Source organism: Allobrachymonas denitrificans DSM 15123 (assembly GCF_900110225.1).
GTDB classification, from domain to species: Bacteria; Pseudomonadota; Gammaproteobacteria; order Burkholderiales; family Burkholderiaceae_C; genus Brachymonas; species Brachymonas denitrificans.
The window spans coordinates 74,596-87,615 of record NZ_FOCW01000006.1 but is presented as its reverse complement, the minus strand read 5'-3'; the positions used below and the strand labels follow the sequence as shown (position 1 = coordinate 87,615).

At 66.3% G+C, this 13,020-nt stretch carries 13 protein-coding genes; 11 read left to right on the top strand and 2 right to left on the bottom strand.

The annotated features are described in order from the left end of the window. Positions 1-154: 154 nt before the first annotated feature. From BMW28_RS10165 to BMW28_RS10115, 11 genes are all read left to right on the top strand, one after another. A complete protein-coding gene (locus tag BMW28_RS10165) occupies positions 155-1,318 on the top strand; it encodes an FAD-dependent monooxygenase (protein ID WP_091817452.1) in 1,164 nt (387 codons plus the stop codon). A 24-nt stretch (positions 1,319-1,342) separates the two neighbouring features. Continuing rightward, entirely contained in the window at positions 1,343-2,071 is a 729-nt protein-coding gene (locus tag BMW28_RS10160) for a DsbC family protein (protein ID WP_091817449.1), read from the top strand. A gap of 202 nt (positions 2,072-2,273) precedes the next feature. Continuing rightward, complete coding sequence (locus tag BMW28_RS10155) at positions 2,274-2,711, top strand: DUF3429 domain-containing protein (RefSeq protein WP_091817446.1); 438 nt, start codon at positions 2,274-2,276, stop codon at positions 2,709-2,711. Between the two features lie 30 nt (positions 2,712-2,741). After that, positions 2,742-4,580, top strand: coding sequence for a M61 family metallopeptidase (locus BMW28_RS10150; protein WP_091817444.1), 1,839 nt, complete (start codon positions 2,742-2,744; stop codon positions 4,578-4,580). Continuing rightward, on the top strand, positions 4,571-5,227 hold the full coding sequence (locus BMW28_RS10145) for a YqiA/YcfP family alpha/beta fold hydrolase (RefSeq protein ID WP_091817442.1): 657 nt from the start codon (positions 4,571-4,573) through the stop codon (positions 5,225-5,227). The genes BMW28_RS10150 and BMW28_RS10145 overlap by 10 nt, the downstream gene beginning before the upstream one ends. A gap of 145 nt (positions 5,228-5,372) precedes the next feature. Further along, positions 5,373-6,077 carry a helix-turn-helix transcriptional regulator gene (locus BMW28_RS10140; protein ID WP_091817440.1) on the top strand — a complete coding sequence of 235 codons (705 nt, stop codon included), beginning with the start codon at positions 5,373-5,375 and terminating at the stop codon, positions 6,075-6,077. A 66-nt stretch (positions 6,078-6,143) separates the two neighbouring features. Next, the gene (locus BMW28_RS10135) at positions 6,144-8,216 is read left to right on the top strand and encodes a ribonuclease catalytic domain-containing protein (RefSeq protein ID WP_091817504.1); all 2,073 of its coding nucleotides are present in this window, start codon (positions 6,144-6,146) and stop codon (positions 8,214-8,216) included. Positions 8,217-8,223: 7 nt separating this feature from the next. Next, positions 8,224-9,417 (top strand): shikimate dehydrogenase, encoded by a 1,194-nt coding sequence (locus BMW28_RS10130; protein ID WP_200785782.1) that lies wholly within the window; start codon positions 8,224-8,226, stop codon positions 9,415-9,417. A 70-nt stretch (positions 9,418-9,487) separates the two neighbouring features. After that, positions 9,488-10,336, top strand: a complete 849-nt coding sequence (locus BMW28_RS10125; protein ID WP_091817437.1) for a transglycosylase domain-containing protein — start codon at positions 9,488-9,490, stop codon at positions 10,334-10,336. A gap of 7 nt (positions 10,337-10,343) precedes the next feature. Continuing rightward, positions 10,344-10,919, top strand: a complete 576-nt coding sequence (gene ruvC / locus BMW28_RS10120) for a crossover junction endodeoxyribonuclease RuvC (protein ID WP_091817434.1) — start codon at positions 10,344-10,346, stop codon at positions 10,917-10,919. Between the two features lie 193 nt (positions 10,920-11,112). Beyond that, complete coding sequence (locus BMW28_RS10115) at positions 11,113-11,556, top strand: bactofilin family protein (RefSeq protein WP_091817431.1); 444 nt, start codon at positions 11,113-11,115, stop codon at positions 11,554-11,556. A 106-nt stretch (positions 11,557-11,662) separates the two neighbouring features. On the opposite strand, the gene BMW28_RS12930 is transcribed toward BMW28_RS10115, so the two are convergent. Further along, positions 11,663-11,836, bottom strand: coding sequence for a hypothetical protein (locus BMW28_RS12930; protein ID WP_159430747.1), 174 nt, complete (start codon positions 11,834-11,836; stop codon positions 11,663-11,665). 39 nt (positions 11,837-11,875) lie between these two features. Beyond that, positions 11,876-12,799 (bottom strand): UDP-3-O-acyl-N-acetylglucosamine deacetylase, encoded by a 924-nt coding sequence (gene lpxC, locus BMW28_RS10110; protein ID WP_091817429.1) that lies wholly within the window; start codon positions 12,797-12,799, stop codon positions 11,876-11,878. Positions 12,800-13,020 lie beyond the last annotated feature (221 nt).

Genomic DNA, 13,020 nt, shown 5'->3' with positions numbered 1-13,020 from the left:
GATACCATCGGTGCATGTTGGTACTCGTCGTAGGAATCCTCTTACACAAAACAGCGTAACACATCGGGGCGCGCCCTGTCCAACCCCGAGCCCACCGGGCTGCCTCCCGCGCAGCCGCCTACAATGCTGTTTTTGGCTCTCCGATTGCATTGCCATGGCCTATAGCTCTCACGACGTCTGCATTCGCGGCAGCGGCATCGTCGGCCGCACCCTTGCCCTGCTGCTGGCCCGCCACCGCCTGCGCGTGGGCCTGGTCGAATCTCCCGCGCCAGCCGGCAACCAGCCGGACATCCGCGCCTACGCCCTGAACCACCGCTCGCAACGCCTGCTGGCCGGCCTCAAGTGCTGGCCCGGTGCCGAGCGCGCCACGCCGGTGCTGCAGATGCGCGTGCTGGGCGACGGCCATGCCCAGACCGTGTTCGACGCCGGCCGCATGGACCAGGAAGCCATGACCTGGATCGTCGACGTGCCCACGCTGGAGCACATGCTGCAGCAGGCCTGCCAGTATCAGAGCGGCATCGACATCATCACCGCCGACAAGGCCGATGCCGCCCCCGCTCCGCTCACCGTGGTGTGCGAGGGCAAGCACAGCAGCACCCGCCAGCAGCTCGGCGTGGACTACGACGTCACCCCCTACGGCCAGACGGCCATCGCCACCCGTGCCACGCTCGATGCGCCGCACCTGCAGATCGCCTGGCAGTGGTTCAACCACACCGGCAGCGAGGGCGAAATTCTGGCCTTCCTGCCGCTGGACGGCCCCGAGGGCCGCGAAGTCGCCATCGTCTGGTCGGTGGACCGCAACCGCGTGGATGACCTGCTGGCGCTGGATGACGCCGCCTTCGCCGCCCATCTGCAAAATGCTGCCCACCTGCAACCCAGCGATGCCCCCAACGTGATCGGCGTGCAGCGCCGCGTGGCCTGGCCGTTGCAGCTGGGGCTGGCGCGCCGCTGGGCCGGCAGCCGCATCGGCGCCGACGGCGTCTCGCGCCACAACTGGGTGCTGGCGGGCGATGCCGCCCACAGCGTGCACCCGCTGGCCGGCCAGGGCCTGAACCTGGGCCTGGCCGACGTCGCCCTGCTGGACCAGATCATCGGCGCCCGCCCCTACTGGCGCAGCCCCGGTGACATGCGCCTGCTGCGCCAGTACGAGCGCGCGCGCAAGGCCGAAACCGCCCCGCTGATTGCCGGCATGGATGGCATCCAGCGCCTGTTCTCCCACAACGCCGCCGGCGTGCGCCAGCTGCGCAACCTCGGCATGAGCCTGTTCGAGCGCAGCGGCCCGGTCAAGGACTGGGTGGCACGCCGCGCCATGGACTGACCCCCAATCCGGAAAAACCACCGCATGACCAAGACCCTGTTCGCCCGCCCGCTACTCCTGACCTTTGCCGCCCTCGCCCTGTTCGGCTGCAAGGAGTCCGACGCGCAGGAAAGCACCATCCGCAAGAACCTGGCCGCGCGCCTGCCGCAACTCAGCAAGATCGACGAAGTGAGCAAGACGCCCATGCCCGGGCTGTACGAGGTGCGCATCGACGGCACCGAGATCTTCTACACCGATGCCAAGGGCGACTTCCTGCTGAACGGCTCGCTGCTGGACACGAAAACACGCCGCGACCTGACGCACGAGCGCACCCAGAAACTCACTGCCATCGACTTCAAGGCCCTGCCGCTGCAGGACGCCCTGGTCACCACGCGCGGCAACGGTGCGCGCAAGCTGGCCGTGTTTGCCGATCCCAACTGCCCCTACTGCCACCGCTTCGAGGCCGACCTGGCCAAGGTGAACAACGTCACCGTCTACACCTTCCTGCTGCCCATCCTGGGCGAGGACTCGGTCACCAAGTCGCGCAACATCTGGTGCGCCAAGGACAAGACCGGCACCTGGGCCAACTGGATGCTCAAGCGCGTGCCTCCGCCGGCTGCCAGCTGCGACACCGCCGCGCTGCGCCGCAACGTGGCCTTTGCCGAGAAGCACCGCATCACCGGCACACCGGCCATGGTGTTCAGCAACGGCAAGCGCGTGCCCGGCGCCATCCCCACGGCACAGATCGAGAAACTGTTGGCAGAAAGCAAATAAGCAGGCGCTTCCTGCTGCCAAAGTGTGCTTTTTGCCACGTGAAAACCCCAGCGACTCCCCCAGAGTCGCTTTTTTGTTTCACAATGGAGCGAGCACCCGGGATTCAGCTTTCTGTAAGCTGACAGAAAGGATTCCGGCACCACCAGAAACCTGCCTGCCCACCCCGCTTCTTGCCCAGTGGGGTGTTTCGATTCCTGACCGCATGCTTCCCGAACACAGCCGTACCTTCATCCGCGCCATCGCCTATCTGGGAACCATCCCGATGGTGATCATGGCCCTGCTGATGTGGCTGGTGCATGACGAGCTGCACGGCTTCGTGGCGGCGGCCCTGGCCAGCTACGGCGGTATCGTGGTGGCCTTTCTGGGCGGCATACACTGGGGCATCGGCCTGCGCTCCGGCGTCAACGCGCCCAAGCTGCACTTCATCTGGGGCGCCTTTGCCGCCTTCGCCGGCTGGTTCGGCGTGCTGATGCACCCGGCTGCCGGCATGCCTTTCCTCGCCCTCATGTTCGTCATCTGCTACGTGGTGGATGACCGCACCTGGGAGCGCGCCGGCCTGAGCGAGTGGCTCACCGTGCGTTTCCATGCCACCGTGCTGGCCGTGATGAGCTGCCTGGCCGGAGCCGCCGGCTCCATGTAAAGCGGCGCGCGGCTGCGCTATGCTAGCCGCATGTCCAAACACAAGCCCTCCCTCGCGGCTGGCGTGCCATTGCACTACCGCGTCAGCGCGCCCGAGCCCCACACCCACCTGTTTCACGTCACGCTGCTGGTCGCCGAGCCGACGATCCGCCAGGAAGTGACGCTGCCCGTCTGGATCCCCGGCAGCTATCTGGTGCGCGAGTTCAGCAAGCACCTGCAGTGTCTGGAAGCCAGCCAGAACGGCAAGCCCTGCGCCATCCGCCAGCTGGACAAGCAGCGCTGGCAGATCGCCTGCCTGCCCGGTGCCCCGCTGGAGCTGCGCTACCAGGTCTATGCCCACGACGACTCCGTGCGCACCGCCTGGCTCGACGCCGCACGCGGTTTCTTCAACCCCACCAGCCTGTGCCTGCAGGTGTGCGGGCAGACCCATGTGCCCCACCTGATCGAGGTCGCCTCGCCGAACAAGCAGTGGCGGCTCGCCACCGGCCTGAGCGCGCGCGACACCGGCAAGCGCGGCTTCGGCAGCTATCTGGCGCCCGACTACGACACCCTGGCCGACAGCCCGTTCGAGATGGGGGACTTCTGGAGTGCCGATTTCAACGTCTGCGGCGTGCCGCACCGCTTCGTCATCGCCAGCCCGCCGCCCGCGTTCGACGGAGAACGCCTGATTGCCGACACGCGCCGCATCTGCGAAGCCGCCATGCGCTTCTGGCATGGCGAGCGGCCGGCCAAGGCCGTGCCATTCCAGCGCTACGTGTTCATGCTGCGCACGGTGGACGAAGGCTATGGCGGCCTGGAACACCTGAACAGCACCGCGCTGATTGCCGGCCGCAAGGCACTGCCCCGCCCCGGCGAAACGCCCGGCGACGACTACATCACCCTGCTCGGCCTGATCAGCCACGAGTACTTCCACGCCTGGAACGTCAAGCGGCTGCGCCCGGCGGAACTGGTGCCCTACCACTACGGGCGCGAGAACTACACCGACCTGCTCTGGTTCTTCGAGGGTTTCACCAGCTATTACGACGACCTGCTGCTGCTGCGCGCCGGCTGTGTCGACGTGGCCGGCTACCTCAAGCAACTGAACAAGGCGGTGGACAGCGTGCAGGCCATGCCGGGCCGCGCCATCCACAGCCTGGCGCAGGCCAGCTTCGAGGCCTGGACCAAGTATTACCGTCAGGACGCCAACACCCCCAATGCCACCGTCAGCTACTACACCAAGGGCGCACTGCTCGGACTGTGCCTGGACCTGACGCTGCGCCAGGAAGGCCGCACCTCACTCGATGCGGTGATGCGTGCGCTCTACCAGCGCTGCTACGCAAAGCAGAAGCCGCTGCGCGGCATGAGCGAAGGCGACGTGGCGGCCGTGCTGCAGGAACTGGGCGGCCGCAGCTTTGCACGCGAACTGCGCGAGTGGGTGCACGGCACGGACGAACTGCCACTGGAAAAGCTGCTGCGCCGCGCCGGCGTGCGCATCGTGCAGTCACCCGCCCCGCTGGCTCGCCAGTGGGGACTGCGCTGCAAGGAGGGCGCCAGCATCAGTGTGCAGGGCGTTGCCCGCGGCGGAGCTGCCGAGCACGCAGGCATGGCCGCCGGCGACGAATGGCTGGGCATCGAACTGGCCGACGCCGATGTGGCCAAGGGCAGCCATGCGGCCTGGCGCGTGGGCAATCTGGCCGATGTGCAAGCCTACCTTCCGCCCGGCCGCAAACCGCAGGAGCGCCGCTGCACTGCCCTGGTGGCACGCGACCGCATGCTGCTGCGACTGCCCCTCACCCTGCCCGCCGAGGCCGTGCAGCAATGGAAGCTGGAGCCTGCTGCCAGTCAGCGCAAGAAGGCCGGAGAACGCCAGAAAGGCTGGCCATGGGCCTGACTCCCGCGCAGCCGCGCGTCAGCCATGTGCTGTACCTGCATGGCTTCCGTTCCTCGCCGCAATCGGCCAAGGCGCGCCATGTGCAAGCATGGATCCACGCGAACCGGGCCGACATCGTCTGGTGCTGCCCGCAACTGCCCCCCTCTCCGGCGGCTGCCATGGCGCTGATGGAGCAGCTGACCCGGGACTGGCCACAGGCCGGCACCCTGGTCATCGGCTCGTCGCTGGGCGGCTTCTACGCGGCCGCCATGGCGGCACGCAAGGGCTGGCGCAGCCTGCTGCTCAACCCTGCCGTGCACCCGGGGCGCGACCTCGCGCGCTACATCGGCGACAACACGGCCTGGCACGCACCCGAGGAGCATTTCCATTTCAAACCGGAGTACATCGACGAACTGAATGTGATCGAATCGGAGACATTGGCTCTGGAGCAGAAGCGTCAGGCCGACAGCACCCATGCCCCCGCCTGGGCCCTGATCTGCGAAGGCGACGAGGTGCTGGACTGGCACGAAATGACGGCCCGCCACGCGCATGCCACCCAGACGGTGCTTCCCGGAAACGATCACGCCATCAGCGACTTTCCCGTGCATTGGCCCCGACTGGCCCGACAAATCGGGCTGTTGGAAGGCGACAACAAGCCGCATCCCTGAAAACCGGTAATTTGGGGGTGATAACCCGCGAAACCCCAAAATTGGGGCATCCCTACTATTTACATTTCCGTGTAACAAGGTAATCTGAATTTACAAGGTGTATCTTTAATTACACCGTTTTCGGAAAACCCAGCAGGAATGTAACATGGAAGCATCAATCCTCGCGCTGGCGAACCGGGTACGCTTTGATGCCGTATTTGCCGGTCGCGGACATCGCGAGAATGGTCAGATCGTCGTTGACGAAATCATCTGGCTGCAGGGCCTGCCCCAGCAGTTCGTGGCAGACTATGCCGAAGTCGCGCCACACGACCGCGTGGCCCAGTTGTTCCTGGATTTTCCGTGGGAACCGCAGGCCGTCTCCGTCGCCGACCTGTTCGGCGACAGCACACAGGCGCCCCGGCGCCGCACAGCTACCCAGCGCTCGAACGAGATCATGGGCGAGTTCTTCCGGCGCTTCGGCATCAGGCATTTCGTGCTGTCCGGTGTGGAGAACTCCTACGGGCTGGCCTGGATGGGCTTTTTCCGGCTTGGCACCGACCAGCCCTTCACCTTCAACGACACCGAACGCATCAAGTTCGAGTTGCCCTCGCACCTGTATCGCTGGCAGGAAGAGCATGTGGAGCGGCTGCCGCAGCAAAGCTCGCGCACCTGCGTCACTCCGCTCACCCGGCGCGAGATGGAGGTGTGCGTGCGCAATGTGCGTGGCGAGGCGCCCAAGGCCATTGCCCGCGACCTGAACCTGAGCGTGCACTATGTGCGCGAACTGATCCAGCGCGCGCGCGGCAAGCTGGGCGTGGCCGGGCGCAAGCTCACCGAGGCCGATCTGATGCAGTTGCCGACACCCCAATAAAGGCCCTGCAACTCCCCGCCGAAAACTTTCGGCGGCAACGGCGCAGGCATGGGAAAATACCGCCCCATGTTTGCAATGTTCGAAGATTCCGGCAAGTTTCTCGCCGGCCGCATCCTGTCCCAGGCGGACAGTTCCTCCCAGATCGAGCTGGATTCCGGCAAGCGCGTGAAGGTCAAACACGCGCACATCGTGCTCACGTTCGAGAAGCCGGCACCGGCCGAGTTGCTGGCGCAGGCACTCGCGCTGAGCCAGGAGGTGGATGTGCAGCTGCTGTGGGAATTCGCCCCCGAGGACGAATTCACCTTCATCGACGTTGCGCGCGACTATTTCCAGGATCCGCCCACACTGGTGGAGCAGGCCGCCACGCTGCTGGCGCTGTTCCATGCGCCGCACTATTTCCGCCGTGCTGGCGGTGCCAAGGGGCGTTTCAAGAAGGCGCCCGCCGAGATCGTGCAGCAGGCGCTGGCCGCCATCGAGAAAAAGGCCCGCATCCAGGCGCAGATCGATGCCTGGGCGGCCGAGCTGGTGCAGGGCCAGTGCCCGGAGCCGATCCGCGAGCAGCTCTACAAGATCCTGTTCAAACCGGACAAGAACGCGCCCGAGTACAAGGCCGTGGTGCATGCCTCCAAGGAAGCGCAGATGGCGCCGCTGGACCTGCTGCAGCGCGCCGGTGCCATCCACTCGCCCTACGAGTTCCACTGGCAGCGCTTCCTGTTCGAGCACTTCCCCAAGGGCACGGGCTTTCCGGCGCTGCAGGCTGCGCGCATCGATGATTCCGAATTGCCGCTGGCCGAGGTGCAGGCCTTCTCCATCGACGATTCCAGCACCACCGAGATCGACGACGCGCTGTCCGTGAGCGGCCTCGGCAGTGGCACGGTCACACTGGGCATCCACATTGCGGCGCCGGGCCTGGCCGTGCAGCCGGGCGATGCCATCGACGCGGTGGCGCGCCAGCGCATGTCCACGGTCTACATGCCGGGCTACAAGATCACCATGCTGCCGCATGAGGTGGTGCAGCACTACACCCTGGGCGCCGGCCAGCCGCGCCCCGCCCTGTCCTTCTACGCCACCTTCGACGAGGCCACGCTGGAGCTGCAGGGTACGGAAAACCGCATCGAACGCGTGCCGGTCGTGGACAACCTGCGGCTGGACCAGCTGGAAACCGTGGCCACACCGGAATGGCTGGCAGCCCCCGCTGACACGCCTGAGCCGCAGGCACAGCTGCAGGCGCACCGCCCGGCACTGGGCTTTCTGTGGCGCCTGGCGCAGCATCTGAAGGCGCAGCGCGAAATCGTGCGCGGCAAGCCCGAAACCTTTACCCGCCCGGATTTCAACTTCCGCCTGCTGCGCGACGATGCGCTCAAGGAAACGCCGCCGGACGGCAGCGAAACCGTGCAGATCGAGATCCGTCAGCGCGGCGCGCCGCTGGACCTGATGGTGTCCGAGGCCATGATTCTGGTGAACCACCACTGGGGCCAGCTGCTGGCCAATGGCGGCATTCCCGGCATTTACCGCAGCCAGGCGGCGCTGGCACCCGGCGTCAAGGTGCGCATGGGCACCAAGGCGCTGCCGCATGCCGGCCTGGGCGTACCCTGCTACGCCTGGAGCACCTCGCCGCTGCGCCGCTATGTGGACCTGCTGAACCAGTGGCAGCTGATTGCCGCCATCCGCCATGGGGCCACCGCGGCGCTGGCCGCTCCGTTCAAGCCCAAGGATGCCGCCCTGTTCGGCATCATCTCCGGCTTCGACGCCGCATACTCCGGCTACAACGCCTATCAGGCCAGCATGGAACGCTTCTGGACGCTGCAGCATGTGCAGCGCAACAGCATCACCGAGCTGGACTGCAGCGTGATCAAGGACGGTCTGGTGCGTGCCAACACGCTGCCGCTGGTGATCAACGTGATCGGCGCCGACGGCCTGCCGCGCAATGCGCAGGTGCGCGTACGTCTGGGTGGCGTCAACCTGATGGCGCTGGACGTCAACGGCAGTGTCATCGCGCGCCTGGATGATGACGCCCAGGCCATCGTGCCGGCAGACGAGTCCGAGGACGATACCATGGAGCTTGACGCCGGTCCGCTGCATATCGCCGTGGACGTGAACGAGCCCGAAGCCGACGGCACACCGGGCCAGACGGTCTGAATCTGCCATGCCTGCCATTCCTGCCTCTCCCTCCGCTTCTTCTGCTGACACGCTTTCCGGCGCAACTCCGGCAACGGGAGCCCCTGCTGCACCTGCTGCCCCTGCTGCCCCTGCTGCCCCTGCTGCCCCTGCTGCACCTGCTGCACCTGCTGCACCTGCTGCACCTGCTGCACCTGCTGCACCTGCTGCACGCAGTATCCCGTCGGATGGAAGCACGGGCTCGCCCGCGCGCTACGGCGTGATCGGCCACCCGGTGAGCCACAGCCGCTCGCCGTGGATCCACGCACGCTTTGCGGAGCAGACCGGGCAGCACCTCCGCTACATCGCCATCGACAGCCCCGTGGACGGCTTTGCCGCCACGCTGGAGCGCCTGCGCGCCGAGGGCTACGGTGGTGCCAATGTGACGGTGCCGTTCAAGCTGGAAGCATTTGCCGCCGCCGATGTGCGCAGCACACGGGCAGAACTGGCGCAGGCCGCCAATACGCTGGTCTGGCGTCAGGAAGCCGAAGGCATGCGTCTGCACGCCGACAACACCGACGGCGCCGGCCTGATGCGCGACATCCGCCACAACGCCGGCGTGGCGCTGGCCGGACGCCACGTGCTGCTGCTGGGCGCCGGAGGCGCGTCTGCCGGCGTACTGGGCGCCCTGCTGGCGGAAACACCTGCCAGCGTGACGGTGGCCAACCGCAGCGTGGGCAAGGCCGAACAACTGGTGCAACAGCACGCCGCGGTCGCGGCGGAGCATGGCGTGCAGCTGCGCGCCTGTGCCCTGGCCGCCGTGCTGGAAGACGCACCCCTCCCGCTCACGCCCCAGATTGCTCTGGCGGCAAGCGCACAAGCTGCGGCATCGCCGCTGCCCTCCTCCGCTGCCACCCCTGCCCATGCGGCTACTGACAACCTGGACGCCTTCGACATCATCCTGAACGGCACCGCCAGCAGTCTGGGCGGCACACCGTTGCTACTGCCGGCACGCCGTTTCGCCTCGGGTGCGCTGGCCTATGACATGATGTATGGTGCAGCCGCCCTGCCCTTTCTGCAGCACGCCCAGGCCTGCGGCGCCACTTCGCGCGACGGCCTTGGCATGCTGGTGGAACAGGCCGCCCTGGCCTTCGCCCTGTGGCGCGGCGTGACGCCGGATACCACTCCGGTGCTGGCCGAACTGCGCGCCCTGGTGGATGCACCCGCAAACAAGACAGCGTGATGAACCCCGTGTCCCGCCCCCTTTCGTCGAGAGTGATGCCGCATGCACTGGCAGCACGAAAGGCGCCACGATGAAGCGTTTTTTCCGCCTGCTCGGCTGGATGCTGCTGGCCGGCATCCTGCTGCAGCTGTTCTTCTTCGTCCGCATCGCGCTCATGCGCGTGGTCGATCCGCAGTCCACCACCTTCCAGCGCTCCGAAATGGCGCGCGTGGTGGCCAGCGGCAAACTCTCCTGGGGCCAGCAGTGGGTGCCCTATGACGACATCTCGGACAACCTCAAGCGCGCCGTGATCGCGTCGGAGGACAGCGACTTCGTCAACCACCAGGGAGTGGAGTGGGAGGCCATCGAGCAGGCACGCGCCCGCAATGCAGCCGCCGAAGCGCGCAACCAGCAACGCCTGCAGCAGGCGCAAGCGCGCATCGAGCAGGCACGCGAACGCGCCCGCAAGAAGGTCGAACGCCTCGAAAAGCGCGGCAAACCGGTGGACCCGCAGCTGCGCGGCATTGCCGATGGCTCCATCACGCCTCCCGGCATCACGCTGCCGGCCCCCAAGATCTACGGCGGCTCCACCATCACCCAGCAACTCGCCAAGAACCTGCTGCTGTCGCCCGAGCGCAATCTGCTGCGCAAGGGGCAGGAACTGGTGTTCACGCAGTACCTGGAACTGCTGCTGGACAAGGAGCGCATCCTCGAGATCTACCTGAACAACGTGGAATGGGGCGAAGGCATCTTCGGCGCCGAAGCAGCTGCGCGCTACTACTTCCGCAAGTCTGCCGCGCAGCTCTCCGCCTACGAGGCAGCCAAGCTGGCCGTGATGCTGCCGCGCCCGCGCTACTACGAACAGAACTTCAACTCCGGCTACCTCAACAGCCGGGCCGGCACCATCGCCGCGCGCATGCGCGACGTGGAACTGCCCTGAGGCCGCCATGCGCATCCTCGGCATCGACCCCGGCCTGCGCACCACCGGCTTCGGCGTGATCGAAGCCGACGGCCCGCGCCTGCGCTACGTGGCCAGCGGCACCATCCGCACCGTCAACGAAAAGCGTCCGGACGACCCGACACTGCCGCATCAGGGCAACCTGCCGGCGCGCATCAAGCTGCTGTTCGAGGGCGTGTGCGAGGTGGCGCAGACCTACCAGCCCGACGTTGCCTCGCTGGAGATCGTGTTCGTCAACGTCGACCCGCAGGCCACGCTGATGCTGGGCCAGGCGCGCGGCGCCTGTCTGGCAGCACTCGTTTCCAGCGGCCTGCCGGTGGCCGAATACACCGCCCTGCAGATGAAGAAGGCCGTTGCCGGCCACGGCCGCGCCAACAAGGCACAGATCCAGGAGATGACGCGCCGCCTGCTCAACCTGAGCGGTCTGCCCGGCACCGATGCAGCCGACGCACTGGGTCTGGCCATCATGCACGCCCACGCCGGACAGGCCATGGCCCGGCTGGCCGAAGCCACGCCGCTGCAGCGCCGCACCCATGCCCTGTTCAAGGGCGGACGCAGCTACTGAGCCAGCATCCAGAAGCGCCTCTGCCGCTCTGAAAACTCTTTTAACTTTCCCGACCGCGCAAACGCGGAACTCCGCGCGCCGGGCAGGCATCTGTCAAATGGGCACGGTATAAGCAGTCCTGATGCCTGCCACTTTGCAGCCTGGCTGTTGTGACGGCCACGCCCCTCTTTTTTCATGCAATCAAGGAGCTCCCATGTCCCGCGCAATCCGTCTTGCCCCCATGGCCTTCGTGGCCGCCGCCCTGCTGGCCACCACCGCTGTTCATGCCGATGACCGTATCTGCCGCGGCACCCTCAGCGGGCAGAACATCGAGGGCAATGTGAAAGTGCCGCGCGGCGCCAGCTGTGTCGTTGCCAACAGCCGCATCGACGGCAACATCCAGTCCCAGGGCGCTGCCTCCGTCACCGTGCGTGGCAGCACCGTCAAGGGCAACATCCAGCTCGACAAGGGCAGCCGCATCGCCTTGCGCGGCAACCGCGTGGATGGCGACATCCAGCTCATGGGCAACCGCGGCAGCATCGTGGTGCAGGGCAACACCGTGGACGGCAACCTCCAGTGCAAGAGCAACACCCGACGCCCGACCGGCGGCAACAACCGCGTGGATGGCAACAAGGAAGACCAGTGCGCGCGCCTGTGAGCGACTGCGCCTGAAGCATCAGACTCCGAACCTAGTGCGTGGCGGATCGGCGTGCGGGAACATTCTGCGCGTACTCTCTGCCCCGCGCCCGGGCGGGCCTGCGGGGCTAGATGCGTTCGATCACCAGTACCGCAAAGAACAGGCACAGCACGATGATGGTCCACTTGAACAGGCGCAGGGCCTGCCGCTTGTAGCGCTCGTTGCCGGTGAACAGGTACAGACCCATGGTGCCGGCACTGACCAGCAGCATGAGGATGAAGAGAACGCGAACAATGGCCATGGCCGCTAGCGTAACAGGTTCAGGCGACGAACCCGCAACTCACCACTGCACCGCCAGTTCGCCAAAGCCCTTGGGCGCGTTGCGCTCGTTGTCGAAGCTGACGATTTCGTAGGCATCGGGCTGGTCCAGCAGCGCGCGCAGCAGCTGGTTGTTCATGGCGTGGCCGGAACGGTAGGCGCTGTAGGCGGCCAGCAGCGGATGGCCGATCAGGAACAGGTCGCCCATGGCGTCCAGGATCTTGTGCTTGGCAAACTCGTCGTCGTAGCGCAGGCCGTCCGCGTTGAGCACGCGGTAGTCGTCCAGCACGATGGCGTTCTCCAGGCTGCCGCCCATGGCGAGTCCGTGCGAACGCATGTATTCCACGTCCTTGGTGAAGCCGAAGGTGCGCGCGCGCGCAATGTCGCGCGTATAGACGCCGGTGGACATGTCGAATTCCACGCTCTGGCCGGTGGAGTCCACGGCCGGGTGGGCAAAGTCGATCTGGAAACGCAGCTTGTAGCCATGGTAGGGCTCCAGGCGGGCCCACTTGCCCTGGGCGCCTTCGCCCTCGCGCACTTCCACCGGCTTGAGCACGCGCACGAATTTCTTGGGCGCACGCTGCTTCACCACGCCGGCGCTTTGCAGCAGATAGACGAAGGACGAGGCAGATCCATCCAGGATCGGCACTTCCTCCGCCGTGATGTCGATATAGAGGTTGTCGATGCCCAGACCGGCGCAGGCCGACATCAGGTGCTCGACGGTGTTGACCTTGACGCCTCCATTGGAGATGGTCGAGGCCAGACGGGTATCGGTAACGGACTCAGCCGTGACCGGGATGTCCACCGGAACAGGCAGGTCGACGCGGCGGAACACGATACCGGTGTCCGCCGGTGCAGGACGCAGGGTGAGCTCGACACGCTGACCGCCATGCAGGCCCACGCCCACAGCCTTGGTCAGTGTCTTGATGGTTCTCTGTTCTAGCATGCGTCCATTGTAGAAGTTGCCCGCCTGCTGCGTGTTCGCTTGTCTCGATGTCCGCGATAGCCACAGGCCATCGGGCACCGCTGCCAGCCGCTTCTCCCGGGGAGAGTCAGCCACGGTTCTTCACGTACTTTCCAGCCAGTCGGCCGGCGCTTGAGCCGCGTGCGCACGGACAGGCAACCGTGCGCACGCTGGCAAGCAAGAAGAGTCACGCGTCCTTGCCC

Excerpts from the sequence above, each read along its gene's own strand:
- BMW28_RS12930 (WP_159430747.1), bottom strand. The coding sequence starts at position 11,836 with ATGGCCATTGTTCGCGTTCTCTTCATCCTCATGCTGCTGGTCAGTGCC.
- BMW28_RS10155 (WP_091817446.1), top strand. The coding sequence starts at position 2,274 with ATGCTTCCCGAACACAGCCGTACCTTCATCCGCGCCATCGCCTATCTG.
- BMW28_RS10130 (WP_200785782.1), top strand. The coding sequence starts at position 8,224 with ATGCCTGCCATTCCTGCCTCTCCCTCCGCTTCTTCTGCTGACACGCTT.
- BMW28_RS10135 (WP_091817504.1), top strand. The coding sequence starts at position 6,144 with ATGTTTGCAATGTTCGAAGATTCCGGCAAGTTTCTCGCCGGCCGCATC.
- ruvC (WP_091817434.1), top strand. The coding sequence starts at position 10,344 with ATGCGCATCCTCGGCATCGACCCCGGCCTGCGCACCACCGGCTTCGGC.
- BMW28_RS10115 (WP_091817431.1), top strand. The coding sequence starts at position 11,113 with ATGTCCCGCGCAATCCGTCTTGCCCCCATGGCCTTCGTGGCCGCCGCC.
- lpxC (WP_091817429.1), bottom strand. The coding sequence starts at position 12,799 with ATGCTAGAACAGAGAACCATCAAGACACTGACCAAGGCTGTGGGCGTG.
- BMW28_RS10160 (WP_091817449.1), top strand. The coding sequence starts at position 1,343 with ATGACCAAGACCCTGTTCGCCCGCCCGCTACTCCTGACCTTTGCCGCC.
- BMW28_RS10165 (WP_091817452.1), top strand. The coding sequence starts at position 155 with ATGGCCTATAGCTCTCACGACGTCTGCATTCGCGGCAGCGGCATCGTC.
- BMW28_RS10125 (WP_091817437.1), top strand. The coding sequence starts at position 9,488 with ATGAAGCGTTTTTTCCGCCTGCTCGGCTGGATGCTGCTGGCCGGCATC.
- BMW28_RS10145 (WP_091817442.1), top strand. The coding sequence starts at position 4,571 with ATGGGCCTGACTCCCGCGCAGCCGCGCGTCAGCCATGTGCTGTACCTG.
- BMW28_RS10140 (WP_091817440.1), top strand. The coding sequence starts at position 5,373 with ATGGAAGCATCAATCCTCGCGCTGGCGAACCGGGTACGCTTTGATGCC.
- BMW28_RS10150 (WP_091817444.1), top strand. The coding sequence starts at position 2,742 with ATGTCCAAACACAAGCCCTCCCTCGCGGCTGGCGTGCCATTGCACTAC.